The following is a 22,623-nucleotide window of genomic DNA, read 5'->3' as shown; positions in this document are numbered from 1 at the left end:
CGTGCGAGACTGGAGAGGCTTGGGCGACATAGCGGCGATTTCTAAGTTGTGAAGCTGCGGTGGGCTGGCCTGTCGAGTCAGGTTGGCTGAGCCTTTTATATCTTATTATTTTAATCAGGAAACCCTTTCCGAGTATTTTTGTCGGAAAAAGTATCTCAATAATATATCTATGCGGAACAGCTTGCGATATCTGCAGGGGGCTGGGCGCGGGATGCCTTGCGGCTGTGGCGGGCACCGGTGGGGCAGGGGCTGAAAAAAGGAAAAGCCCGCCTGAAGGCAGGCGGGCTTTGCAGGGTGTGGCGGGCCTGAGGGCCCGCCGGATTGGGATTTGTGGCGCGGAAGCGGATCAGTCGCGGTTGCCGGCGAACCTGGCCTGCCAGTCTTCGCGCTCTTCGTCGGTGATCTTGGCAAAAAGGTTTTCCGGCACCGTAAAGCCATGGCCTGCGGGCAGGGCCGCCAGGGCGGTTTCGATGTCACTGGGCCAGCTGTCGTCGGTGCAGTTCAGGGCCTGCATCAGGGTGGCGCTGGCGGTGGGAATGAAAGGGGCGCTCAACACGGCATAAAGACGGATCAGATTGAGCCCAAGGCGTACCTGGGCTGCAGCTTGGTCGGGATCGGTCTTGAAGGTGGACCAGGGGGCCGTGCTTTGCAGATACTCATTCCCGGCCACCCAGATGGCACGCAGTTCTTGCGCGGATTTGCGGACTTCCATGTTTTCCATGTGCTGCTCGTAGGCCCGGACCCGTTTGGTCAGATCCTCCATCAGTGCCTGCTCTGCTGCGCCATAGCTGCCGCCCTCGGGGACGGCTTCGCCAAACTTGGACCGGCAGAATTTGGTGATGCGGCTGACAAAGTTGCCCAGAACATCGGCCAGATCTTTATTGGTGGACTGCTGGAAGTTTTCCCAGGTAAATTCAGCATCAGAGCTCTCGGGGGCGTGGCTGAGCAGCCACCAGCGCCAGTAGTCGGCTGGCAGCAGCTCAAGCGCCTGATCCATGAAGATGCCGCGCCCCTGGCTGGTAGAGAACTGGCCGCCATCATAATTCAGATAGTTGAAGCTTTTCAGGTGATCGACCAGTTTCCAAGGCTCGCCAGAGCCCAGGATGGTCGCCGGGAAGGACAGAGTGTGGAAGGGCACGTTGTCTTTGCCCATGAACTGGACATATTTCACGTCATCGGCACCCATGTCAGTGCGCCACCAGCGCTGCCAGTCAGCGTCGGTTTTGCCATTGGCCTCGGCCCATTCGCCAGCGGCGGCGATATATTCGATGGGGGCGTCGAACCAGACATAAAAGACCTTGCCCTCCATGCCGGGCCAGTCTTCCGTGCCCTTTTTCACCGGAATGCCCCAGTCCAGATCGCGGGTGATGCCCCGATCCTGCAGGCCGTCGCCATCATGCAGCCATTTCTTGGCGATAGAGGTGGTCAGTATCGGCCAGTCGGCTTTGCTGTCGATCCAGGCGTCCAGCTGGTCTTTCATCTGGGATTGGCACAGGAACAGATGTTTGGTCGCGCGGACCTCCAGATCGGTCGATCCTGAAATGGCCGAGCGCGGATTGATCAGATCGGTGGGATCCAGCTGTTTGGTGCATTCTTCGCACTGATCGCCACGCGCCTTTTCAAAGCCGCAGTTCGGGCAGGTGCCTTCAACGTAGCGGTCGGGCAGAAATCGGCCATCCGCATGAGAATAGATCTGGCTGTCGTCAACTTCGCGGATCAGGCCTGCCTCGGCCAGCTTGCCGGCAAAATGCTGGGTCAAGGCATGGTTTTGCGGGCTGGAAGAGCGACCGAAGTGGTCAAAGCTAAGGCCGAACCCCTTGGCAATATCAGCCTGGACCTGGTGCATTTCGGCGCAGAATTCCGCAACCGGTTTGTCGGCCTTGGCGGCGGCCAGCTCTGCCGGGGTGCCATGTTCATCCGTGGCGCAGAGAAACAGCACCTCATTGCCAATGCTGCGCTGGTAGCGGGCATAAAGATCAGCCGGAAGCTGACTGCCAACCAGATTGCCCAGGTGCTTGATCCCATTGATATAGGGAATTGCCGAAGTAATCAGAACGCGTGCCATGCCATCTACCCATGTGTAAAGTCAAAGCTGCGTCTACCCCATGCAGCGCGGCGCGAAAACCCCGGCTGAGCCATTGGCGGGAAATTTTGCTGCCATAGCGGCGCTAGGGATCTGTCACGATAGGGGGCAGGGGCAGGTTATTTGCGCTCCCGTGCGCGTTTCATCAGGCGTCCGATAGTGAAAGAGGTCCGCGGTGCATAGACATAGCGGGTGCGTTCTTGCGGGTCTGGGGCGGCGCGGGCATGCATCCGGGTCAGGCCAAAGGCGATGAGCAGCGCATGGCCCAGGGCGACAAAGGCAAACAGCGCCGAAGGGCCAAACTGGCTGATCAGGCTTGAGGCCACCAGCGGCGCGGCAATCGCCCCAAGGGCAAAAAAGAACATCAAGGCTGCGGCCAGCTCGACGCGCTGTTCGGAGGTGGCAAAATCATTGGCATGTGCCGAAGAGAGCGAAAAAATCGGAAAGGTGGTCAAGCCAAAGAACCCGGCAGCCAGCATCACCCCGAGCGTGCCAGTCTGGCTGGCGGCCATGGTGATCAGGCAGCTGGCCACCGCCGCCCCCGAGAGCCAGATCAGCACCCAGCGCCGGTCATATTTGTCCGCCAGCCAGCCCATCGGATACTGCGCCAGGGCACCGCCCAGCACAAAAGAGGCAAGGAAAAAGGCGATCTGGTCGATCTCCAGCCCGACCTCCTGACCATAAATCGGCCCCACCATCCGAAAGGAGGCAGAGCTGAGCGCCGCCACCGTCACCCCAGCCACAGCTAAAGGGGAGCATTGCCAGGCCAGCTTGGGCCGCAGGCGTGGCGCGCCCGGTGTCGTCGGCTGGCTGGCACGGGTCAGGGTCAGCGGTAGAAGCGCCGCACAGCATAGCAGCGCCAGCAGGTTGTAAGACAGGTAATAGGCCGGCGGCAGTACCGCGATGAGCAGCTGCGCCCCAAGTGAGCCGCCCATATCGACCAGCCGATAGGTGCCCATGGCACGGCCGCGGGTTTCATTGGTGACCTTGGCGTTCAGCCAGGCTTCGATCACCGTGTAGCTGCCCGCGACACAGAGCCCGGAGGCAATGCGCATTGCGGCCCAGGCGTAGGGATCATTTGTCAGCGTATGCGCCAGCAGCCCCATAGCCCCCAGCGCGGTACAGACGGCAAAGGTGCGCGAATGGCCAATGGTGCCCAGCAGCCGTGGTGCCCACCAGCAGCCAATGAAAAACCCCAGGAAATGCGCCGACCCCAACAGGCCAATCTGCTCTTTGTCAAAACCAAGGGCAAAGCCGGATAGCGCATCCAGCGGGCCAACGCCGCCGGTGGCGAATTGCAACAGCACGACTGACAGGAAAAGGGCGGCAAAGGAAATGATCATACGCATGATCTGGCCATCAACGCCGCGACTGGCACAGAAGGCAAGTGGTTTTCCGACGCAAATGTCGCATTCGCGGTGGCAGTGGCGTTTTACTGATCGCGAATAATACGGGCATCGATGGCCAGCTGCACCCTGTCCCCGACCAGCGCGGCAAAACCCGAGGCCCCATAGGCGGCCCGGCTGAGGCTGCCGGTCAGACGGAACTCCAACTGGCTAAGATCATCCATCGCGCTGCCCGCGCGCCGGTACAGTGCTGCCTGCAGCGTGATCGGCTTTGTGATACCTCGCAGTGTAAGATCGCCAGTGATTTCAGCCCCGTCTGACAGGCGCCCCTTCGCACCCAGGTGGATCTTGCGGGATGTAAAGTGGATGGTCGGATAGCGTGCGATATCCAGAACCTCGGGGCCGGTCATGGCCTGGGTGGCAATGATGAACCCGGTTTTGGCCGCAGTTGCATCCAGCACCACAGAAACTCTGGTGGCGGCCAATTGGTTTGGGTTTAATTCAATCGCTGAGCTGGTGATGGGCATGGTGCCGCTTTGCCATATGCCATTGAGTTGAAATTTAAACTGAACGGTGGTCGCATCCAGATCCAGCCTGTAGCCACTGTTGCCGGCCCAAAGGCGCACAGGTGTTGTGACAAGACCTGCGTAACCAGCATGGCCCAGCAGACCCAGAAGCATCTGGCGTCGTGACGGCATGAGAGGGATCCTGCTATTGCTTGGTCCGGCGTGAAGGGGTCACTCTGGTCTCCGACTAAAATGCTAGCACAAAAAAAGCGCGCGCACAGGATTGCTTTTGGTCTTGCTTATTGGTCCTGCGGTTCTGGCTGGATAGTTTGCGGCGCATGCAGCCTGTGGGGCAGGCAAGGGGCAGCAGCGGCGACAGGCCGCTGGACTGCAGTCAGCGCGATTTGCGCGCGACGCCACGCGGCTTGCCTGCAAGAGCGGGGCGCAATCAGCGGATCAGGCCGTCTGCGGCACGACGGCCCCGCCCGCCTTTTCCCAGGCGGTAAAGCCGCCTTCAAGATGCATCACCGGGGCGAGCCCCATTTCCATCGCGATGCGCGCGCTGAGCGCCGAACGCCAGGCGCTGGCACAGTAAAAGACATAGGTTTTATCCTGGTTGAATATGGGCTTGTGATAGGGGCTGTCAGGATCGATCCAGAACTCCAACATGCCACGCGGGCAGGAGAAGGCGCCGGGAATCAAACCGCTGCGCTGCAACTCGCGGATATCGCGCAGATCAACAAAGACGTAGTTGGGATCCAGCGCCTTTTCCTTGGCCTCCTCTACCGACAGGGTGGTGACCTTGGCATTGGCCTCGGCAAGCAGGGCCTTCACGCCCTTGGTAATGTTCTGCGCCATTTCTTGGCTCTCCTGGCTGAACTTTGGATGCGGGTAGGCTGTTGTATTTTGTGGCAAAGCACAAGGCGACTGTTGGCTTGCGATCACGGGACGGGGCGCTAAGGTCGCGGAGGGAAATATCAGGCCTGTTGGCATCCAAGCAGTGAAGGAAAGCGCAATGAAGAAGAACCCCCTTGGTCGTACTGGAATGGAGGTTTCGGAACTCTGCCTTGGAACCATGACCTATGGCACCCAGACATCAGAGGCCGAGGCGCATGTGCAGATCGACACGGCGTTGGCGGCCGGGATCAACTTTATTGATACGGCAGAAATGTATCCGGTGAACCCGATCCGCCCCGAAACCATCGGCCGTAGTGAAGAGATCCTGGGCACCTGGCACGCGAAAACCGGGCGGCGGGGCGATTACATCCTGGCGACCAAACATTCTGGCGAGGGTATGCAGGCCGTGCGTGACGGCGCGCCGATCAGTTCGCAGACCATCGCCGCCACGATCGAAGGGTCACTGAAACGGCTGCAGTGCGATTATATTGATCTCTACCAGTTCCATTGGCCCAATCGCGGTAGCTACATGTTCCGCAAGAACTGGAGCTATGATCCCTCGACCCAGAACCGTGAAGAAACCCTGGACAACATGCGCGACTGCCTGGAGGCGTTGCAGGGGCAGGTCGACAAGGGCAATATCCGCGCCTTTGGGCTAAGCAATGAAAGCGCCTGGGGCACGGCACAGTGGCTGCGCCTTTCTGACGAGGGGCTGGGGCCAAGGGTGGCCTCGATCCAGAATGAGTATTCGCTGATCTGCCGGATGTATGACACCGATCTGGCGGAGCTGAGCGTCAACGAGGATGTGGGGCTGTTGGCCTTTTCACCGCTGGGAACCGGGTTGTTGACAGGCAAGTATCAAGAGGGGGCGGTGCCGGAAGGATCACGCAAATCCATCGTCCCAGAGCTGGGAGGGCGGCATTCGCCACGGGTCTACGATGCGGTTGCCGCCTATCTGGACATTGCCGCGCGGCATGGGCTGGATCCGGTGCATATGGCGCTGGCCTGGTGTCGCACACGGCCCTTTATGACCAGCGCCATCTTTGGCGCCACGACGCAGGGGCAACTGGAACATGCGTTGAAATCGGTGGAGCTGGAGCTGTCGGCAGAGGTGCTGGAGGAGATCAATCTGGCCCACCGCGCCCATCCGATGCCCTACTAATCCGAGAAGGGGGGGCGCTCCCGCCTGCGCCAGAGGCATTAAAATGCCTCTTTGCAGTTGGGCCCGGCGCCGCGCTATGCGCGGCGCCGGCACGCGACTTAAGAGGTGGCTCAAGGAGGTATATCCCCCCTCTTTAGGCCGCCAATGCCAGTGTCCTCTGCCTAAACCCGGCGGCGCTGGGCAGGCCGCCGAAGGTGCCTGGCTGCCCTATTGGGTTAGTGGGTTGTCGGGCGCGGCGTTTCCGGGCGGGAGGACCCCGTGGTGCCAAAGCTGGCACTACTCATGCTGCTGCGGTTTTGACGCAGTTCGCGGGCAGAGGTGCCATGGGCAACCCGAAAGGCGCGGGCAAAGCTTGAGGGCGAGGTAAAGCCAGTAGCCAGGGCAACCTCCATCAGGGACAGATCCGTATCGCTGACCAGGCGGCGGGCCTCGGCCAGACGCAGGTGCAGGTAGTGGTCCTGTGGGGTTGTGTTCAGCCGCAGGCGGAACTGCTGCTGCAGGCTGCGTGGGCTGGTGCCAAGGCGCTCGGCGATGGTGGTCAGGGTCAGGGGTTCGTCCAGAGCGGCCTCCATCAGCGCATTGGCCTTGGCGGTCAGTGCATTGTGCTTGTGGCTGCCCAGGCGGCTTTGGGCGCGTGTTGGTGCAGCGGGGCCGTCATAGAGGAACAGACCAGCCACCCGGGCGGCAAAGCCGGCCCCATGGCGGGCGCTGATGATATGCAGCATCATTTCGATCGCCGGCGTTGCGCCGCCAGAGGTCAGGCGACCCTCGGAGACGGTGAAGCGGTCATTGCGGCAATCCACCCCGGCAAAGCGGTTGGCAAAGTTTTCCAGATCTTCCCAATGGGTGGTGGCGGGGTGCCCCTCCAGCAGCCCGGCCTCTGCCATCAGCCAGGGGCCGCCGTCGATGCCGGCAATGGTGGTGCCCCTGGCCGCCAGACGCCGTAGCCCCGCCAGCAGGCTGGGGGTGGCTTGCTGGGCCAGCTGGAAGCCGGCCACCACGATCAGCAGCTCGCAGTCTTGCAGCCGGGCCAGGGGAAAGCCTGGCACATGCAGGCCACTGGTCAGCATTGGCTGCTCTTCGGTGGCACTTACATAGTCCCAGTCAAAGACGCAGCGCCCGGCAAGGCGATTGGCGGCGCGCATCGGATCGACGGCGGCCGCAAAAGAGAGCGTGTTGCATTCGTCGAGTACCAGCACCGCTGTTTTCAGCGGGCGATGTTCGGGCTGCAGGATGTTTTTTGCGGATTTCATCAACTTCGATTCGCTTAGTGTAAACTGTCTGCACAAAGGCTGAGGCAGACTAGGCGGTGAAGCAAATAGGAATCTGGGGAAGAGCTTGGGGATAACTCTAGGCACAACCCTGTACATTGCGGGGAAAACCAAAATGCCTCTGAATATGAACAAAAACGTCTTTATCACCTGCGCCGTGACCGGCTCTGGCAGCAGCCAGGATCGCAGCCCACATGTGCCGCGCTCGCCTGCGCAAATCGCCGAGAGTGCCATCGCCGCAGCCAAGGCCGGGGCGGCTGTGGTGCATTGCCATGTGCGCGATCCCGAGACCGGTGTGCCCTCACGCGATCTGGGGCTCTACCGCGAAGTGACCGATCGGATCCGCGACAGCGACACGGATGTGGTGCTGAATCTGACCGCCGGCATGGGTGGCGATATGGTCTTTGGCGATGTTGAAAACCCGCTGCCGGTAAATGAGGCTGGAACCGACATGATCGGCGCAACCGCCCGGATGGCGCATATTGCAGAATGCCTGCCAGAGATCTGCACGCTGGACTGCGGCACCATGAACTTTGCCGAGGCCGACTATGTCATGACCAACACCCCCGGCATGCTGCGGGCCATGGGGCAGATGATGGCCGATCTTGGCGTGAAGCCCGAGATCGAGGCCTTTGACACCGGCCATCTTTGGTTCGCCAAAGAACTGGAGAAAGAAGGCATCCTGCAAAGCCCTGCGCTGGTACAGCTTTGCATGGGGGTACCTTGGGGCGCGCCCAATGATCTGAACACATTCATGGCGATGGTCAACAATGTGCCTGAGAGCTGGAACTGGTCGGCCTTCTCCTTGGGACGTGATCAGATGGCCTATGTGGCGGCCTCGGTGCTGGCGGGCGGCAATGTGCGCGTCGGGCTTGAAGACAATCTCTGGCTGGAAAAGGGAGTGCTGGCCGAGAATTATCAGCTGGTGGAACGGGCAGGCAGCATCATTGAAAACATGGGCGGCAAGCTGATGGGGCCAGCGGAGGTGCGCGCGCAGCTTGGGTTGACCAAACGTGCGCCCGTGGCGGTGTGATCTGCCGATGCACAGCCGTTTGAGGATCGCCGCGCAGCACAGGTCTGCGCGGTTCTCATCGATAACCGTTGGATCAATCAGCGCGGTGGATGCGGCAGAGGAAGCAATTGTTGCTGGCACTGCGCAGATCGACAAAGGCAATGTCCGGGCGGGCCAGCAACCTGGCTGCATAGTCGACCAGCTGGCTGCGCGGGGTGACGGCACCGGTGCCGTAGACGATGCGTTCCGCAGCCGAGTAGCCGCGCAGGATATAGGCATCCGCCTGCAGCATCGCGGGTGGAACCGGCGCAGGCTCGGCCCGCCTGCATTTTTCGGCGCAGAGGAAAATCGGCCCTGTCTCGGAAAACGGGTTGCGGGTTTGAAACGGGCGATGTGCCAGCGTCAGATAGGGCTGTCCCTCGGCAACGTGGCACAGACAGTGGCGACAGGGCATTCCGCCTGCTTCGGCACGGGGGTGGCGTTCGACAGGATCGCCGTAGGAATCAAGACCCGTGCGATGGATGGTCTCGACCACCTCGCTGGGCAAAGCGTGAAATTCAAGTCTCATGAAATGTCTCCTTTCCTGGGTGTTGTGGCAGAGCACCTACCGGTGAGGCGACCCGAAATATGCGGGAAAGAACTATGACAAAAACAGCAGCAATCATCGGTGGCGGTGTTATTGGCGGCGGCTGGGCCGCGCGGTTCCTGCTCAATGGCTGGGATGTGCAGGTCTTTGACCCCGACCCGGAAGCCGAGCGCAAAATCAGCGAGGTGCTGGACAATGCGCGCCGCTCATTGCCTGGTCTGGGCAATGTGGCGCTGCCCGCCGAAGGCGGGCTCAGCTTTCATGGGACAATTGCCGAGGCTGTCGCTGGGGCTGACTGGATCCAGGAAAGCGTCCCCGAGCGGCTGGACCTGAAACAAAAGGTCTATGCTGAACTGGAAAAACACTGCGATGGTGATGCGGTGATTGGTTCTTCCACCTCCGGGTTCAAACCTTCCGAGTTGCAGGAGGGGCGTGGCAATGCAGGCCAGATCCTTGTGGCACATCCATTCAACCCGGTTTACCTGCTGCCCTTGGTCGAAGTCGTGACAACCCCCGCCAATTCAGAGCAGGTGGCAGTGCGGGCCAAGGATATCCTGTCGGGTCTTGGCATGTATCCCTTGCACCTGAAGAAAGAGATCGACGCCCATGTCGCTGACCGCTTCCTGGAGGCAGTCTGGCGCGAGGCGCTGTGGCTGGTCAAGGATGGCATCGCCACCACAGAAGAGATCGACAATGCCATTCGCTATGGTTTTGGCATTCGCTGGGCGCAGATGGGGTTGTTTGATACCTATCGCGTTGCTGGTGGCGAAGCGGGCATGAAGCATTTCATGGCGCAGTTTGGCCCCTGCCTGACCTCTCCCTGGACCAAACTGATGGATGTGCCAGAGTTCACCGAAGAGCTGGTCGACCTGATCGCCGGCCAGTCGGATGCACAGTCTGGACATTTGCCGATCCGCGAGATGGAGCGTATTCGCGACGACAACCTTGTGGGCATGATGCGGGCCTTGGGTGCCAATGACTGGGGCACGGGTGCGCTGCAAAACGCCCATGACAAGGGCCTGGAGGCTGCAGCCGGACTGGTCAGCACGCTTGAGGATCTTGCGGATCTCAGCCAGCCGGTGCTGACCCAGAGCCGTATCGTGCCACTGGACTGGACCGACTATAATGGCCACATGACCGAAAGCCGCTATCTGGATGCCTTTGCCCAGTCCACCGATCGCTTGATGATGCTGATTGGCTGTGATGCTGAATATATCGCCAATGGTGGCAGCTATTTTACCGCCGAGACCCATATTCGCCACATCGACGAAGTGCATGCAGGCCACCCGATTCAGGTCAAGACCCGTGTCATCATGGGGGCGGGCAAGAAGATGCACCTCTGGCATGAAATGTACGAAGGCGACCGGCTGCTGGCCACCGGGGAACATATGCTGCTGCATGTGGATCTAAAAACCCGCCGCTCGGCGCCGCCCGCGGCCCATATCGAGGCCAATCTGGCCAAACTGGCCAAGGCCCATGCGGATCTGTCGGCACCAGAGGGGCTGGGCCGTTCCATCGGCGCGCCGCGATGACATCGCCGCGTCAGCGGGTTTTGATTACGGCTGGCGGGGCCGGGATTGGCCGCGCCATTGCCGAGGGGTTTTCGGCGGCAGGATTTGAGGTCTGGATCACCGATTTCAACCCCGAGACCGTTGCAAACCTGCCCGAGGGCTGGCGCGGCACGGTTGCCAATGCTGCAGATGAGGGCGAGGTCAGCGCCTTGTTTGCGCAGATCGCAGAGGTCTGGGGCGGCTTGGAGGTGCTCTGTGCCAATGCAGGCATCGCCGGCCCGACGGCATTGGTGGAGGATGTGGAACTGGCGGATTGGCGCGCCTGCGTCAGCGTCAATCTGGAGGGGGCCTTTTTGGCGGCAAAATACGCCACGCCGATGATGAAGGCGGCCAAAGCTGGCGCGATCATCGTGACCTCGTCGACGGCGGGGCAATATGGCTACCCCAACCGGGCGCCCTATGCGGCGGCCAAATGGGCGATGATCGGCCTGACCAAAACCCTGGCGATGGAGCTGGGCCCCCACGGTATTCGCGCCAATGTGATCTGCCCTGGTTCGGTGGAAGGCCCCCGCATGGAGGGCGTTTTGGCCCGCGAGGCGAGAGCCAAGGGCATGACCCGCGATCAGGTCTATCAGGGCTATGTGTCCGGCACCTCCATGCGCTCTTTCGTAGAGGTGGAGGACATCGCCAATATGGCGGTCTTCCTTGGCTCTGATGCAGCGCGGCTGGTGTCGGGGCAGGTGATCGCAGTGGATGGCCATACCGAAAACCCAGATCCAAAAGTCTGATCCGTCACCGGCTCTGTTGGCGCGAGGCAGGCTCAAACCGCTGCCGCGGTTTGAGCCTGAGCGGCGCGCTTGCGCGCGCCTGACGCAGGGGGCGAGGCCTGGAGCATGTTGCGCAACATGCTCTAGGTGTTCAAGGCTGCCTTCAGGGCGCGAATGCGACCGGGGAGCTGGCGGGCGGTGATATCGGATTCGCGGATCAGTTGATCAAAATGATGGGTGAAGGTCTCGATCCGCTCGCGGTCTCGAAAGGCCATATAGTGGCTGCCGCCGTAAAAGACGCAGAGCAGCGGGCCAAAGATGGTGAGTGGCGCGGAAAACAGCCGCTTGGCATCAAACAGGTATATCCGCAGGCGCGGATAGAGCTGGGTGGTGAGGCGTTCAAACTGTTCCAGCTGTTCCAAACGGATTTCCAGCGGCAGCCCCGCATAATAGCCGGTGGCCTGGGCAAAGCTGTCCAGCTCGTACAGGGGCATGGCGATTTCATAATCCGATTGCGCCTGGCGCATCCAGGCCAGGCGATCCTCTGAGGCGCCAATGGCCTGATCAGCAGTCCGCCCCAGATGCGGCGCATATTCCCATTCCAGCAGCGCCCGGGTCTTGAGCATATCGGGCAGCGCCGCAGGCACATAGCGGATTTTATAGCCGGCTGCCTCTACGTGCCAGTCAAAGATCCGCTGATCTACCAGGGCGCGGGGCGCTTCGCTTAGCGACATGCTGGCGGCCATCAACTCTGCGGCGCTTTCGGGGCGGTCCGATAGAGACAGCAGCCAGTCGGCAGAGACCCCCAGCACCGCAGCGCAGGCGCCGACCACATGGGCATTGGGCAGCCGGGCCCCGTCATTCTTGAGCAGCTGCGAAATGGTGGAGCGATCCACCCCGGTGTCGCGCGCCAGGGCGCTTTGGCTCAGCCCGCTTTCGCTCAGGGCCCGGTTGAGGCGGAGGCGAAACTGTTCGGCGCGACGGCGTTTGTCAATTTTTTGCGGCATATGAAGATAATTATCACCATTGATGGGAAAAGTTAACCATATTCGGAATTCTTCACCGTGGTCCGGGGCGCTACGACTGCTGGCATGGCATCCGCAGGAGAAAGAGCAACATGGAAACCCGCAGGCGATCACTGGTTAAGGCCTTGGTCTGGAACGCAATCGGGTTTGCGACCATGACGCTCGTCGGGGTGGTGGCCACTGGATCTGCCAGTCTTGGCGGGATCATGGCGCTGGCCAATACTGCGCTGGGGTTTACCTGCTACGTGATCTATGAGCGGGTCTGGACCCGCATCACCTGGGGGCGGGTAAATGTCTGATCCGCACCGGAGCGTGGATTGTGCAACAGCCCTGCCGCGCGGGGTGGAGTGGGGCACGCTTGTTCTGATACTGGCCTGTTATGGGCTGTGGCTGCTGGTGTTGTTCCTGCTGCCGGGGCTTGGGCTGGGGCTGAGCGCGCTCTGTCTTGGGGGGCTGGCGGCGCTGCATTCCTCGCTGAGCCATGAAGCGCTGCATGGGCACCCGTTTCGTCGCCCCGGTTGGAACGAGGCGCTGTTATTCTTGCCGCTGTCCCTGTTCATCCCCTATGGCCGGTTTCGCGACACCCATCTGGCGCATCACCGGGATGATCGCCTGACCGATCCCTATGACGACCCCGAAAGCAACTTTCAGGATCCCGAGGTCTGGGCCCAGATGCCGGGCTGGCACCGGTTGCTGCTGCAGGCGAACAATACCTTGCTGGGGCGGTTGCTGTTGGGTCCGTTTGTGGGGCAGATTTGCTTTATGATCGGGGATTGGCGCCTGATGCGGGGGCAGGACCGCAACGGGGAACACCGGGCTGTGCTGCGCGATTGGGGCCTGCATGGAGTGGGCCTGGGTGTGGTCATCACCATCACCCTGGCAAGCCCGACGCCGCTCTGGGTGCTCTTCCTTGGCGGCTATATCGGGTTGGCCTTGCTCAAGATCCGTACATTTCTGGAACATCGCGCCCATGCCGAATGCCACAGTCGCACCGTGGTGGTTGAGGATCGCGGCCCGCTGGCCTGGCTGTTCCTGCACAACAATCTGCACATCGTCCACCACATGTACCCGGGCGTCCCCTGGCATGCGCTGCCGCGGCTCTACCGCGAGAACCGCGATTTGTTTTTGTCGATGAACCAGGGCTATCACTATAAAAGCTATGGCCAGGTCTTTCTGCGGTATCTGTTACGCAGCAAGGATCCCGTGCCACATCCGCTCTGGTCATCAGAAGACTAGCGGATCATAAAGGCAGCCATGCTGACCTGGATTCCCGTAACAATTGCCGCTGCGACCTTTCAGACCTTTCGCTTTATGCTGCAAAAGGTGCTGAGCACGGTCACCCTGTCGCCGGGCGGTGCTACCTTTGCCAGGTTTGCCTATTCGGCACCCTTTATCATCGCAGGGCTTGCGGCCTATCTGGTTGCCAGCGGACAAAGCCTGCCGCATCTCGGCGGGCTGTTCTGGGGCTTTGCCCTGGTGGGTGGCCTGTCACAGATCCTGGCAACGGTCTGCGTGGTGGCCCTGTTCAAACAGCGTAATTTTGCGGTTGGCATCACCTTCAAAAAAACCGAGGTCATCCAGACAGCCCTGCTGGGGCTGGTGGTTCTTGGGGATGGGATCAGCGCTTGGGGCTGGGTCGCAATTCTGCTGGGGCTGGGCGCAGTTCTGGTGCTGTCCCGACCACCGGATGCCACCGGGGCCTGGTGGCGACATCTGACCAATTTGGCCTCTCGGCTGGGGCTGGGGGCGGGGGTGCTGTTTGCCTTTTCTGCCGTCAGCTATCGCGGTGCGGCGTTGCAGTTGGGGGATCTGCCGGCCGTGTTTCGCGCGGCGGTCACGCTGGCCTCGGTGGTCAGCCTGCAAACCCTGCTGATGGTGGTCTGGCTGGCCTGGCGCGAACAGGGGGAAATCACCCGTGTCTGGCGGGCGCGGCGGGTGGCGATCTGGGTGGGATTGACCAGCCTGGGCGGTTCGTTTTGCTGGTTCTGGGCCTTTGCCCTGCAGAACGCCGCCTATGTCAAGGCGCTGGGGCAGGTAGAGCTGCTCTTGTCGGTGCTGGCGTCCCTTCTGTTTTTCAAGGAAAAGATCAGCCACCGTGAAATTACCGGTATGGCGCTGTTGATCCTGTCCATTCTGGCACTGGGGCTGGCCCTGTAATCCTGCCCCGGCCAGCCGCCCCGCGTTATTCTGAGCTGGGCATTGGTCTGCCCTTGAGACGCAGAAACAGGCTTTCTTCATCGTTGTTGCAGAAATAGGGCACACTGCGCGGTGGGGTGCGGTCCTTCAATCGGCCGGTGACTTCGGCCAGAACCACCTCGGTTATGAAGGGCAGATCAAAGCTGCGCACCTTGTTCAGCGGTATCCATTGCAGATGTGACAGCTCATCCGACGCACGCGAGAAATCATCCAGATCGCCGCTGATCTCATCCGCGTCGACCAGGAAGAACCGGGCATCAAACCGCCGGGGGCGGCCGGGCGGGGTGAGCGCGCGAAAGACAAACTGCAGCGCCCGAGCCGAGGGCAGATGGCCGGTGGCGGCAAAGCCGCGCCAATCCTCGGCGATCGTGTCCTTCCATGTGCCGGGATGGCCCAGAACCAGCCCGGTTTCTTCCCAAAGTTCGCGGATGGCCGCAATGGCCAGGGCATGATCCAGCCCGGTGCTGGCCTGATCGGCCAACCGGTCGCGGCAGATCGCGGGCAGCGGCTGGGCAAGCGGCACCGTGGCATCGGCCAGATCGACAGCGCCGCCGGGAAAGACGAATTTGTTGGGCATGAACACGGCTTTGGAGCCACGCTGCCCCATCAGAACCTTTGGATTATCGCCCATCCGGTCGCGCAACGCGATGATTGTTGCCGCATTGCGGATCGCGCTGCGGTCTTCGGATGTCACACCCTGCAATGCAGTCTTGCTCATCGGCCGGTTTCTCCCTTTTGCGTCTCCTAGGGGATGTTAGTCCTTGGTATCAAAGCCATACATCCGGCGGGCCCATTGATAGGCAACCACCACCCCTTTTAGTCTGGGCAAAAGATAGAGAGAAGAGACAATGCAGCCAATGGAGAATACTGAAAACGTTACGAGAGGTTCGGGACGCCAGGTGAAATAGACCACATGCAACAGCGGGGCCATGATATGGCCCACCAGCAAAATGGTCAGATAGGCCGGCCCGTCATCCGCCCGAGCCTGGGACAGATCCAAGCCACAATGATCGCAACGATCATTCATTTTCAGATAGGAATGCAGCACCGCGCCCTTGCCGCAATCAGGGCAGCGGCGCCGCCAGCCCTTGGCCAGGGCAGGCCAGGTGGCGCGGTCGGGGCGACTATGGACAGCGGCAGATACAGCAGCGGGGGAGGCCTGAGACTCGGTCATAGGTAATCCTGTTCTTGTGGCGCAATCATCGCCTGTCTGCCTGGCGATGGAAAGCCCGCGCAAATCGCTGCGGCCCGATGCCGCGGCGCCGGCAGGGTCGTATGCGCGCCGCCATTTTGCACAATTTTGCGCCGGGCGCGACGGAAAGCGCCGCATGGCGCGTTTAGTCTGGGTCTTGGGCAGCACAGGGCTGTCTTGGGCCAAACAGGAGATCAGAAACATGTCACGGATCAAGATTCAGACCAAACCTATTGTCGCCATTCTGGCCACAGCAGCGATGCTTGCGGCGACAACCGCCATGGCAAAGCCGGGTTTTGGTCCGATGGGACCAAAGGCTCAGTTCGAAGAGCTGGACAGCGACGGCAACGGCGAGATCACCAAGGCAGAGATGGCGGCACATAAGGCCGCGCGCTTTGGTGCAGCTGACAGCAATGGTGACGGCAAGCTTTCTGCAGAGGAGTTGCACGCCAGGGGCCAAGAGCTGCTGGCGAAACGGGTTGCGGCGATGATCCGCCATATGGATCAGGATGACGACGGTCAGCTGAGCCAGGCGGAAATGGGTAAGCGCGGCGATCATGGTGACATGTTTGCGCGGCTGGACCGCGACGATAATGGCAGCATCTCGCAAGAGGAGTTTGGCAAGATGCGTCATCATCGCGGTGGCAAGCAGAGGGCAGGACATGGTAGTGGCCATGATGGGTGTTCTGAACACAGAGCGGATGAGACAAATCAGGATTGATTGAAACAGGGTGTTGCACTTTCCCCCGATAGCTCTTGGCTGGTCTCTCTTGCGGGGCAGGGCCAGTCAGGGTCCCGCCCCGCAAAGGGGCGCGCGGTGAGCGGGCCTGCGACAGGGCCCGCGCCGCGCGCCGTTGCCGACCCTGTTGTGGACGCTGCCCCGTCAGATGCGATTTCTGCGGTGCGGTCGGCTGCGACGACGGGGGGGGCAACAGGGGCAACTGCAACGGATGACGCGTTGCTTGTGCTCTATGCCAATGGTGATCCTCAGGCCGCCGCCGATCTGTTGGCAAGGCTGGGGCCGCGTGCCTTTGGTGTGGCGCAGCGGGTTCTGGGAAACCGGGCCGAGGCCGAGGATGTCACCCAGGAGGCAATGATGCGTCTATGGCGCATGGCGCCGGACTGGCAGCCAGGGCAGGCACGGGTTTCAACCTGGCTTTATCGGGTGGTGATGAACCTGTGCATTGATCTGAAGCGGCGCCAGCGCGGCGGCCATGTGGATCTGGACGCCATTCCAGAACCGGTGGATCCGGCCCGCTCTGCGCCGGATCAATTGCAGGAAAACGCCCGCCAGGACGCGCTGCAACAGGCGCTGATGCAACTGCCAGAGCGCCAGCGCCAGGCCGTGGTCCTGCGCCACATCGAAGAACTGACCAACCCGGAGATTTCCGGGATCATGGAGATTAGCGTCGAAGCAGTCGAGAGCCTGACGGCGCGCGGCAAACGGGCGCTGGCAAAGATCCTTGCCAACCGCCAAGAGGAATTGGGGTATCGCGATGTCTGAAGGTGACAAAACTCTGAGTGAGATGGCGGATCTGGAGGATCTCTTTGCCGATGCCCGTCAGGCACGGCCCACCTTGCCGTCCGATTTGCAGGCAACCATCCTGGCTGATGCACATAGGATGCAGCGCGACCAGAGCATGGTCACGCCCAGCACCGGCAGCGCGAATGACCCCAGGACAAGACAGCAGCGCCTGTGGCGGCAATTCACGGCGGCGATTGGGGGCTGGCCCGCGCTGGGCGGGTTGGCAGCGGCGTGCCTGGTGGGGCTCTGGCTTGGGCTGGCGCCGCCTGTTTTCTTGCCCGATCCGGTGGCGGGCCTGGCCACGGCCTCCAATGCGCCGCAGCTGCTTGCGGATCTTGATTATGACGTGAGCTTTCTGATGAGCGATGAGGTATTCGAATGAGCCAGACACCAAAACCCGGCCTGCGCCCCTGGCTGAAAATCGTGTTGGCGCTGTCGCTGGCTTTGAACCTGGCGGTGATCGGGTTGGGCGCAGGGGCGGCCTGGCGGTACCATGATGCGCCGCATGGCTCCAAGCATCGCCGCGACAAGCCACCGATGCTGGGGCGCTTTATCTTCAAGGACATCGGCCGCCAAGAGATGCACCGGTTGCTGAAACAGCATGAGGGGGACAGCCAGAGCGCCGCAGATCGGCGCCGCGCCGAGATGGACCAGATGATTACGCTGCTTCAGGCAGAAAAGCTGGACCGGACGGCGGTTGCGGCGGTGCTCGAGGCACATATCGTTGAGACCCATCAATTTTTGCGCCTTGTTGTCGATGTCTGGGGGCAGCGCCTGGAGGGACTGAGCCTGACAGAACGGCGCAGGCTTGCCGAGCGGATGCAACATCAGTTGGAGCGCTGATCTCCAGCCCTTTGCAAATCATATGGTGCTGCATCGCCAGATCCGATCCACGCCCGGCATGATTTTGTCTGCGATTGCTGGCTTTACTGCTGCCTGCCGTCAGGCCGCCACTGGGGAGGGTTTGCCGAGGGTGACCTGATTGCGCCCGGCATTCTTGGCATCATACAGGGCCCGGTCTGCCTGCGAAATCATATCAGTGACGCTGATTGTGCTGCGGTCCTTGGCGGCGGACGCGCCGCAGGCATCGCGGCCAATCACTGCGCCAATGCTGATGGTAACGTCGATCGGGGTGGCAAGGCCGGGCACATGAAAGGGTTGACTATTGATGGCATTGCACAGGGCCACAGCCGCCATGCCCGCAGTGATTTCATCGCCGCCGGGCAGCACAATCATGAACTCTTCGCCGCCGACACGGGCGACCAGATCGACGGGGCGCATCTGCGCCTGCAGCCGCCGGGCGGCTTCGATCAGGACGGCGTCTCCAGCGGGGTGGCCATATTTGTCATTGATCCGCTTGAAGTGATCCAGATCTGCCAGCATCAGGGCAAAGCTGCCATTGCTTTCGATGGCGCGTTTGGCAGTGCGGTCCAGAAAGGGTTTGGCATAGCGGCGATTATACAGCCCGGTCATCGGGTCCTGCACCGCAGCCCGTAGCCCGTTGCGAACGCTGTCGCGCAGTTGATCATTGCGGGATTTATACTGAAGCTGTGTGGTCAACCGCAACGCCAGTTCGTCAACATCAAACCCTGCCTGCAAGACGTCATGGGCACCACGGTCCAGCGCCTCGGCGGCGATGACCGGATCCGCCGGGTTGGGCACCGCGATGACCACCGATTTCCGGGTAGAGGCGCGGGCGCGCAGGTCGGCCAGCAGTCGCAGCCCGGGGCCCGCAGATGTTTCGTTCAGCTCGATGATAAAGACATCCGCGACCGGGGCGCTCATCATCAGTTTGATATCGTTCAATTGGTGGCACTGTAGCGTATAGGGTAGTTTTTCACCCAATCTTTCCGCCCAGGCCTGCGCGGTTTTGGTATCCTGCGCCACCAGGGCGACATTTGCCGTGCTGGGCTGTGCATGGCCTGCACGGTCCGACAGAGGCAGCACAAACCCATGCGAGGCATCGCGCTGCATGTGCAGTTCTTCGTTGGTGCTGCGGGCACGCAGCAAACTGCGAATGCGGGCCTGCAGGATGACATCATCGACGGGCTGTGGCAGCACATCGTCAATCCCGGATGACAACGCGTTCAGACGCTGTTCAATCGCATTGGACTGGGTGATGGCGATGACGGGAATATCGGCAAGCATATCATCCTGACGCAGCGCATTCTTAACATCCGCGGCGGTACCGTCGGGCAGGGTCATGGCGGTCAGCACCAGATCAGGGCAGCTGTGGCGCGCCGCCTCAAGGGCATCGGCAACGCAGTCGGCCTGTTCCACACCATAGCAGGCTTCCGTCAGCTGAACCTTCAGCATAATACGGTTGGTAGAAATACCATCTATGACTAGGATCGTTCCTTGCACGCGGGTCGCCTTTCAAGCCTTGTACTCGCTACACTGGAAGTTTCCGCTAGACAGGTTAATAAACTGTTTCGGATTTTTACTAATTTGACGAGACCATGTCAGGAATAGGACAACTATGCAGATCTCCGCTGATCAGGCCGAAGTCATTGGACTACAGGCTTTGGCCTGGCTGATGGCAAATGATGAATTGTTTCCGGTGTTTATGGGGGCAACCGGTGCCGCAGAGGCGGATTTGAAGGCGCAGGCCGGTGATCCTGAGTTCCTCGGCTCGGTGCTTGATTTCTTAACTATGGACGATGCCTGGGTGGTGCAGTTCTGCGATCAGGCCAATTTGGCCTATGAAACGCCGATGCTGGCGCGGATGGCGCTTCCGGGTGGTGCGCAGGTTCACTGGACCTGAGACCACTGTCGATTCTGGGCAAAATTCCAACATGGGCAAATTTCCAAAAGGTTGCGACTAAGGGCTTGCACCAGGGGTGTTTGCCGATACGGTTCGCGCCAGATCACAACGCGCAAGGATAAATGATGCCGGTAGATGCCTTTCTCTTTGACAAGGACGGGACGCTGTTTGAATTCAAGGCCACCTGGAATGCCTGGGCGGCAGATATGCTGGGTCAGCTGAGCCAGGGTGACGAGGCCCGTGCCGAGGCGATGGCCCAAGTGATCCGTTTTGACCGCGCCGCCGGCGGCTTTCATCCCGATAGTCTGGTGATTGCCGGTACCAATGGTGAGGTGGCGGCGGTGCTGGCCCCCTTTGTCCCGCAGATGAGCGAGTCCGAGTTGGAGCGCTTTCTGGCCAAAAGCGCCGGATCGGCCGCGCTGTGCGAAGCTGTGCCTCTGGCGGCGTTCCTGGATGATTTGCTTGCGCGGGGCAAGGTGCTGGGAGTCATGACCAATGACGCAGAGACCTCGGCCGTCGATCAGTTGGAGCGCGCCGGGGTGTTGGACCGTTTTGCATTTGTTGCGGGGTTTGACAGTGGCCATGGGGCAAAGCCGGACGCGGATCCGCTGTTGGCGTTTTGCGCCGCGACTGGTGTGGCGCCGGGGCGCACCGCCATGGTGGGCGATAGCCTGCATGATCTGGTGGCGGGCGCCGCGGCAGGCATGACCTGCATTGGGGTGCTGACGGGCATGGCAGAACACAACGATTTAGCACCCCATGCGGATGTGGTCTTGCCACATATTGGCGGAATCCCGGCCTGGCTCGACCGGTAGGGCCTGCCCTCAGATGACCTGAGAGATATATCGGCGGCGTCTTTCCCTTTGTCTGGGGGAGGGGCGATCTGTGTGGAACTGGGCACATCTGTACAGAAAAGGGATATCTCTGCGTGATATGGTTCATTTGCGACATGAAGTGTCGTAATTGGGCAGGTTCGCCGGGTCGAGATTGGGCCTGCTAAAGTTGCCCGGGGCGCAGCATTCAGCGGGCGATCCCAGCGCTGGCACTTGCACAGGAGGCTTTCATGACCCGCGAAACAGATCCATCAGGTGGCAGTTCCGGGGGCTCTGCGGCAGCGGGGCCCAGCGACAACCTGATCGCGCGTGCTACTGGAAAGCGCAACAGTCGACGCGGCGGCGGGCGCGCGGGCGCGGCGGCGCGGCGTGGGCAGGCGGCGCTGCAGCAGATGCCCTGGTCCATTCCGCAAAACATTGATCCCCCCATTGAGCCGCTCCGCCCCGAAGGGGTTGCAGCCATTCACGACGGGGCCATGCGCATTCTCGAAGAGATCGGCGTTGTTTTCCTCAACCCAGAGGCGCTGGCGCTCTTCAAACAGGCCGGCTGTCAGGTTGAAGGTGACCTTGTGCGCATGGATCGGGGCTTTGTGATGGAGATGCTGGCGCATGCGCCGCCCGAGTTCACCATCACCCCTCGTAACCCGGCACGCAGTATTCCTATTGGCGGCAAGAACCTGCTGTTCGGCAATGTCTCCTCGCCGCCCAACTACTGGGATCTGGATCTTGGCAAGAAGGTTGCCGGCTCTCGCGAGCAGTGCCAGAATTTGTTGAAATTGACCCAGTATTTCAACTGTATCCACTTTGCTGGCGGCTACCCGGTAGAGCCAGTGGATATCCATGCCTCGGTGCGGCACCTTGACGTGCTTTATGATAAGTTGACGCTGACCGACAAGGCAATGCATGCCTATTCGCTGGGCAAAGAGCGGGTGGAAGACGTGATGGAGATGGTGCGCATCGCTGGGGGGCTCAGCGATGCGGAATTCGAGGCCAAGCCACGGATGTACACCAATATCAATTCCACCTCGCCGCTAAAGCATGACTATCCGATGATTGATGGCTGTCTGCGACTGGTGCGGCGGGGGCAGGCGGTTGTCGTGACGCCCTTTACCCTGGCCGGGGCAATGGCACCGGTGACGATGGCGGGGGCTGTGACGCAGTCTCTGGCTGAAGCTCTCTGTGCGATTGCGTTGTTTCAATATGTGCGCCCCGGCACCCCCTGCGCCATTGGCACCTTTACCTCGAATGTAGATATGAAATCAGGCGCACCCGCCTTTGGTACACCGGAATATATGCGCGCTACCCAGATGACCGGGCAAATGGCGCGCTACTATGGGCTGCCGATGCGCTCTTCCGGGGTCTGTGCCGCCAATGTGCCGGACGGGCAGGCCATGTGGGAGACCTCCAATTCGCTCTGGGCAGCGGTGCAATCCGGCACCAACATGGTTTATCACGCGGCCGGCTGGCTAGAGGGCGGACTGATCGCAAGCCCGGAAAAATTCATCATGGATTGCGAGGTCTTGCAGCAGATTCAGCGCTATATGCAGCCAGAGATCTGCGCCACCGGAGAGGATGATATCGCCCTGGATGCAATCCGAGAGGTGGGACATGAGGGGCATTTCTTTGGCATCCAGCACACTCAGGATCGGTATGCGAGCGCCTTTTATCAACCTTATCTGAGTGACTGGCGCAATTATGAGGCCTGGGAGGCCGCCGGAGCGATCTGGACGCCAGAGCGTGCCAACAGGCTCTATAAAGACATCCTGGCCGAGTTCGAACCACCCGACATGGAGGTCGCAACCCGAGAGGCGCTGCAGGATTTTGTCGCCCGGCGTAAATCGGAAGGCGGCGCACCCACCGATTTCTAGCTGGCAAGAGCGCCCAGCCCTGTGCGGCTGGCTGATCCGTTTCTGTATCGACACGGGTGTCTTGTCACTTCTTTGGGAG

The 22,623-nt window shown here is 60.9% G+C and carries 24 protein-coding genes; 14 read left to right on the top strand and 10 right to left on the bottom strand.

Going from position 1 to position 22,623, the window contains the following annotated elements; genetic code table 11:
- Nucleotides 1-346: 346 nt before the first annotated feature.
- The 4 genes from metG to P2081_RS02145 all read right to left on the bottom strand — a co-directional run bounded on the left by metG (nt 347) and on the right by P2081_RS02145 (nt 4,793).
- Complete coding sequence (gene metG / locus P2081_RS02160) at nt 347-2,065, bottom strand: methionine--tRNA ligase (RefSeq protein WP_278921219.1); 1,719 nt, start codon at nt 2,063-2,065, stop codon at nt 347-349.
- 137 nt (nt 2,066-2,202) lie between these two features.
- Nucleotides 2,203-3,432, bottom strand: coding sequence for an MFS transporter (locus tag P2081_RS02155; RefSeq protein ID WP_278921218.1), 1,230 nt, complete (start codon nt 3,430-3,432; stop codon nt 2,203-2,205).
- A gap of 83 nt (nt 3,433-3,515) precedes the next feature.
- Entirely contained in the window at nt 3,516-4,127 is a 612-nt protein-coding gene (locus tag P2081_RS02150; RefSeq protein WP_278921217.1) for a YceI family protein, read from the bottom strand.
- A gap of 264 nt (nt 4,128-4,391) precedes the next feature.
- A complete protein-coding gene (locus P2081_RS02145; RefSeq protein WP_278921216.1) occupies nt 4,392-4,793 on the bottom strand; it encodes a rhodanese-like domain-containing protein in 402 nt (133 codons plus the stop codon).
- A gap of 157 nt (nt 4,794-4,950) precedes the next feature.
- Here P2081_RS02145 and P2081_RS02140 point away from each other — a divergent pair, with 157 nt between their 5' ends.
- Nucleotides 4,951-5,994: an aldo/keto reductase gene (locus P2081_RS02140; protein ID WP_278921215.1), complete on the top strand. Its 1,044-nt coding sequence runs from the start codon at nt 4,951-4,953 to the stop codon at nt 5,992-5,994.
- A gap of 215 nt (nt 5,995-6,209) precedes the next feature.
- Here P2081_RS02140 and P2081_RS02135 read toward each other — a convergent pair whose 3' ends face one another.
- Nucleotides 6,210-7,247, bottom strand: coding sequence for a GlxA family transcriptional regulator (locus P2081_RS02135; protein ID WP_278921214.1), 1,038 nt, complete (start codon nt 7,245-7,247; stop codon nt 6,210-6,212).
- A gap of 133 nt (nt 7,248-7,380) precedes the next feature.
- Between P2081_RS02135 and bcoG the strand changes: the two genes are divergently transcribed.
- Nucleotides 7,381-8,298 carry a 3-dehydrocarnitine:acetyl-CoA trimethylamine transferase BcoG gene (gene bcoG, locus P2081_RS02130; protein ID WP_278921213.1) on the top strand — a complete coding sequence of 306 codons (918 nt, stop codon included), beginning with the start codon at nt 7,381-7,383 and terminating at the stop codon, nt 8,296-8,298.
- A 73-nt stretch (nt 8,299-8,371) separates the two neighbouring features.
- On the opposite strand, the gene P2081_RS02125 is transcribed toward bcoG, so the two are convergent.
- Entirely contained in the window at nt 8,372-8,845 is a 474-nt protein-coding gene (locus tag P2081_RS02125) for a DUF1203 domain-containing protein (protein WP_278921212.1), read from the bottom strand.
- Nucleotides 8,846-8,919: 74 nt separating this feature from the next.
- Between P2081_RS02125 and P2081_RS02120 the strand changes: the two genes are divergently transcribed.
- Together P2081_RS02120 and P2081_RS02115 are read left to right on the top strand one after the other, a co-directional pair.
- Nucleotides 8,920-10,395 carry a carnitine 3-dehydrogenase gene (locus P2081_RS02120; protein ID WP_278921211.1) on the top strand — a complete coding sequence of 492 codons (1,476 nt, stop codon included), beginning with the start codon at nt 8,920-8,922 and terminating at the stop codon, nt 10,393-10,395.
- The gene (locus tag P2081_RS02115; protein ID WP_278921210.1) at nt 10,392-11,162 is read left to right on the top strand and encodes an SDR family oxidoreductase; all 771 of its coding nucleotides are present in this window, start codon (nt 10,392-10,394) and stop codon (nt 11,160-11,162) included. The genes P2081_RS02120 and P2081_RS02115 overlap by 4 nt, the downstream gene beginning before the upstream one ends.
- 122 nt (nt 11,163-11,284) lie before the next feature.
- On the opposite strand, the gene P2081_RS02110 is transcribed toward P2081_RS02115, so the two are convergent.
- The gene (locus P2081_RS02110; RefSeq protein ID WP_278921209.1) at nt 11,285-12,148 is read right to left on the bottom strand and encodes a helix-turn-helix domain-containing protein; all 864 of its coding nucleotides are present in this window, start codon (nt 12,146-12,148) and stop codon (nt 11,285-11,287) included.
- A gap of 110 nt (nt 12,149-12,258) precedes the next feature.
- On the opposite strand from P2081_RS02110, the gene P2081_RS02105 reads away from it, so the two are divergent.
- The 3 genes from P2081_RS02105 to P2081_RS02095 are packed head-to-tail and all read left to right on the top strand — an operon-like array spanning nt 12,259 to nt 14,323.
- Nucleotides 12,259-12,465, top strand: coding sequence for a DUF2061 domain-containing protein (locus P2081_RS02105; protein WP_278921208.1), 207 nt, complete (start codon nt 12,259-12,261; stop codon nt 12,463-12,465).
- A complete protein-coding gene (locus P2081_RS02100) occupies nt 12,458-13,402 on the top strand; it encodes a fatty acid desaturase (protein WP_278921207.1) in 945 nt (314 codons plus the stop codon). The genes P2081_RS02105 and P2081_RS02100 overlap by 8 nt, the downstream gene beginning before the upstream one ends.
- 18 nt (nt 13,403-13,420) lie before the next feature.
- On the top strand, nt 13,421-14,323 hold the full coding sequence (locus P2081_RS02095; protein WP_278921206.1) for an EamA family transporter: 903 nt from the start codon (nt 13,421-13,423) through the stop codon (nt 14,321-14,323).
- A 25-nt stretch (nt 14,324-14,348) separates the two neighbouring features.
- On the opposite strand, the gene P2081_RS02090 is transcribed toward P2081_RS02095, so the two are convergent.
- Both P2081_RS02090 and P2081_RS02085 read right to left on the bottom strand, forming a co-directional pair.
- Nucleotides 14,349-15,080, bottom strand: a complete 732-nt coding sequence (locus tag P2081_RS02090) for an NUDIX hydrolase (RefSeq protein ID WP_278921205.1) — start codon at nt 15,078-15,080, stop codon at nt 14,349-14,351.
- Between the two features lie 36 nt (nt 15,081-15,116).
- Nucleotides 15,117-15,536, bottom strand: a complete 420-nt coding sequence (locus P2081_RS02085; protein WP_278921204.1) for a DUF983 domain-containing protein — start codon at nt 15,534-15,536, stop codon at nt 15,117-15,119.
- 220 nt (nt 15,537-15,756) lie between these two features.
- On the opposite strand from P2081_RS02085, the gene P2081_RS02080 reads away from it, so the two are divergent.
- The 4 genes from P2081_RS02080 (at nt 15,757) to P2081_RS02065 (ending at nt 17,922) form a co-directional block, all read left to right on the top strand.
- Entirely contained in the window at nt 15,757-16,275 is a 519-nt protein-coding gene (locus P2081_RS02080; protein ID WP_278921203.1) for an EF-hand domain-containing protein, read from the top strand.
- Nucleotides 16,276-16,446: 171 nt separating this feature from the next.
- Nucleotides 16,447-17,058 carry an RNA polymerase sigma factor gene (locus P2081_RS02075; RefSeq protein WP_417700006.1) on the top strand — a complete coding sequence of 204 codons (612 nt, stop codon included), beginning with the start codon at nt 16,447-16,449 and terminating at the stop codon, nt 17,056-17,058.
- Nucleotides 17,051-17,461 (top strand): hypothetical protein, encoded by a 411-nt coding sequence (locus P2081_RS02070; protein WP_278921202.1) that lies wholly within the window; start codon nt 17,051-17,053, stop codon nt 17,459-17,461. The genes P2081_RS02075 and P2081_RS02070 overlap by 8 nt, the downstream gene beginning before the upstream one ends.
- Nucleotides 17,458-17,922, top strand: coding sequence for a periplasmic heavy metal sensor (locus P2081_RS02065; RefSeq protein ID WP_278921201.1), 465 nt, complete (start codon nt 17,458-17,460; stop codon nt 17,920-17,922). The genes P2081_RS02070 and P2081_RS02065 overlap by 4 nt, the downstream gene beginning before the upstream one ends.
- 99 nt (nt 17,923-18,021) lie before the next feature.
- On the opposite strand, the gene P2081_RS02060 is transcribed toward P2081_RS02065, so the two are convergent.
- On the bottom strand, nt 18,022-19,443 hold the full coding sequence (locus P2081_RS02060; RefSeq protein ID WP_278921200.1) for a diguanylate cyclase: 1,422 nt from the start codon (nt 19,441-19,443) through the stop codon (nt 18,022-18,024).
- Nucleotides 19,444-19,558: 115 nt separating this feature from the next.
- On the opposite strand from P2081_RS02060, the gene P2081_RS02055 reads away from it, so the two are divergent.
- From P2081_RS02055 to P2081_RS02045, 3 genes are all read left to right on the top strand, one after another.
- Nucleotides 19,559-19,843 (top strand): DUF3572 domain-containing protein, encoded by a 285-nt coding sequence (locus tag P2081_RS02055; protein ID WP_278921199.1) that lies wholly within the window; start codon nt 19,559-19,561, stop codon nt 19,841-19,843.
- 125 nt (nt 19,844-19,968) lie between these two features.
- Nucleotides 19,969-20,658, top strand: coding sequence for an HAD family hydrolase (locus P2081_RS02050; protein ID WP_278921451.1), 690 nt, complete (start codon nt 19,969-19,971; stop codon nt 20,656-20,658).
- 248 nt (nt 20,659-20,906) lie between these two features.
- Nucleotides 20,907-22,544 (top strand): trimethylamine methyltransferase family protein, encoded by a 1,638-nt coding sequence (locus P2081_RS02045; protein ID WP_438826522.1) that lies wholly within the window; start codon nt 20,907-20,909, stop codon nt 22,542-22,544.
- Nucleotides 22,545-22,623: the final 79 nt, after the last annotated feature.

The sequence above is a fragment of the Pseudophaeobacter profundi genome (assembly GCF_029697505.1).
Classification (GTDB): domain Bacteria; phylum Pseudomonadota; class Alphaproteobacteria; order Rhodobacterales; family Rhodobacteraceae; genus Pseudophaeobacter; species Pseudophaeobacter profundi.
Note: the sequence above shows the minus strand (reverse complement) of the source record. Positions and strands in the feature narration are given on the sequence as shown.

Excerpts from the sequence above, each read along its gene's own strand:
- metG (WP_278921219.1), bottom strand. The coding sequence starts at position 2,065 with ATGGCACGCGTTCTGATTACTTCGGCAATTCCCTATATCAATGGGATC.
- P2081_RS02155 (WP_278921218.1), bottom strand. The coding sequence starts at position 3,432 with ATGCGTATGATCATTTCCTTTGCCGCCCTTTTCCTGTCAGTCGTGCTG.
- P2081_RS02150 (WP_278921217.1), bottom strand. The coding sequence starts at position 4,127 with ATGCCGTCACGACGCCAGATGCTTCTGGGTCTGCTGGGCCATGCTGGT.
- P2081_RS02145 (WP_278921216.1), bottom strand. The coding sequence starts at position 4,793 with ATGGCGCAGAACATTACCAAGGGCGTGAAGGCCCTGCTTGCCGAGGCC.
- P2081_RS02140 (WP_278921215.1), top strand. The coding sequence starts at position 4,951 with ATGAAGAAGAACCCCCTTGGTCGTACTGGAATGGAGGTTTCGGAACTC.
- P2081_RS02135 (WP_278921214.1), bottom strand. The coding sequence starts at position 7,247 with ATGAAATCCGCAAAAAACATCCTGCAGCCCGAACATCGCCCGCTGAAA.
- bcoG (WP_278921213.1), top strand. The coding sequence starts at position 7,381 with ATGCCTCTGAATATGAACAAAAACGTCTTTATCACCTGCGCCGTGACC.
- P2081_RS02125 (WP_278921212.1), bottom strand. The coding sequence starts at position 8,845 with ATGAGACTTGAATTTCACGCTTTGCCCAGCGAGGTGGTCGAGACCATC.
- P2081_RS02120 (WP_278921211.1), top strand. The coding sequence starts at position 8,920 with ATGACAAAAACAGCAGCAATCATCGGTGGCGGTGTTATTGGCGGCGGC.
- P2081_RS02115 (WP_278921210.1), top strand. The coding sequence starts at position 10,392 with ATGACATCGCCGCGTCAGCGGGTTTTGATTACGGCTGGCGGGGCCGGG.
- P2081_RS02110 (WP_278921209.1), bottom strand. The coding sequence starts at position 12,148 with ATGCCGCAAAAAATTGACAAACGCCGTCGCGCCGAACAGTTTCGCCTC.
- P2081_RS02105 (WP_278921208.1), top strand. The coding sequence starts at position 12,259 with ATGGAAACCCGCAGGCGATCACTGGTTAAGGCCTTGGTCTGGAACGCA.
- P2081_RS02100 (WP_278921207.1), top strand. The coding sequence starts at position 12,458 with ATGTCTGATCCGCACCGGAGCGTGGATTGTGCAACAGCCCTGCCGCGC.
- P2081_RS02095 (WP_278921206.1), top strand. The coding sequence starts at position 13,421 with ATGCTGACCTGGATTCCCGTAACAATTGCCGCTGCGACCTTTCAGACC.
- P2081_RS02090 (WP_278921205.1), bottom strand. The coding sequence starts at position 15,080 with ATGAGCAAGACTGCATTGCAGGGTGTGACATCCGAAGACCGCAGCGCG.
- P2081_RS02085 (WP_278921204.1), bottom strand. The coding sequence starts at position 15,536 with ATGACCGAGTCTCAGGCCTCCCCCGCTGCTGTATCTGCCGCTGTCCAT.
- P2081_RS02080 (WP_278921203.1), top strand. The coding sequence starts at position 15,757 with ATGTCACGGATCAAGATTCAGACCAAACCTATTGTCGCCATTCTGGCC.
- P2081_RS02070 (WP_278921202.1), top strand. The coding sequence starts at position 17,051 with ATGTCTGAAGGTGACAAAACTCTGAGTGAGATGGCGGATCTGGAGGAT.
- P2081_RS02065 (WP_278921201.1), top strand. The coding sequence starts at position 17,458 with ATGAGCCAGACACCAAAACCCGGCCTGCGCCCCTGGCTGAAAATCGTG.
- P2081_RS02055 (WP_278921199.1), top strand. The coding sequence starts at position 19,559 with ATGCAGATCTCCGCTGATCAGGCCGAAGTCATTGGACTACAGGCTTTG.
- P2081_RS02050 (WP_278921451.1), top strand. The coding sequence starts at position 19,969 with ATGCCGGTAGATGCCTTTCTCTTTGACAAGGACGGGACGCTGTTTGAA.
- P2081_RS02045 (WP_438826522.1), top strand. The coding sequence starts at position 20,907 with ATGACCCGCGAAACAGATCCATCAGGTGGCAGTTCCGGGGGCTCTGCG.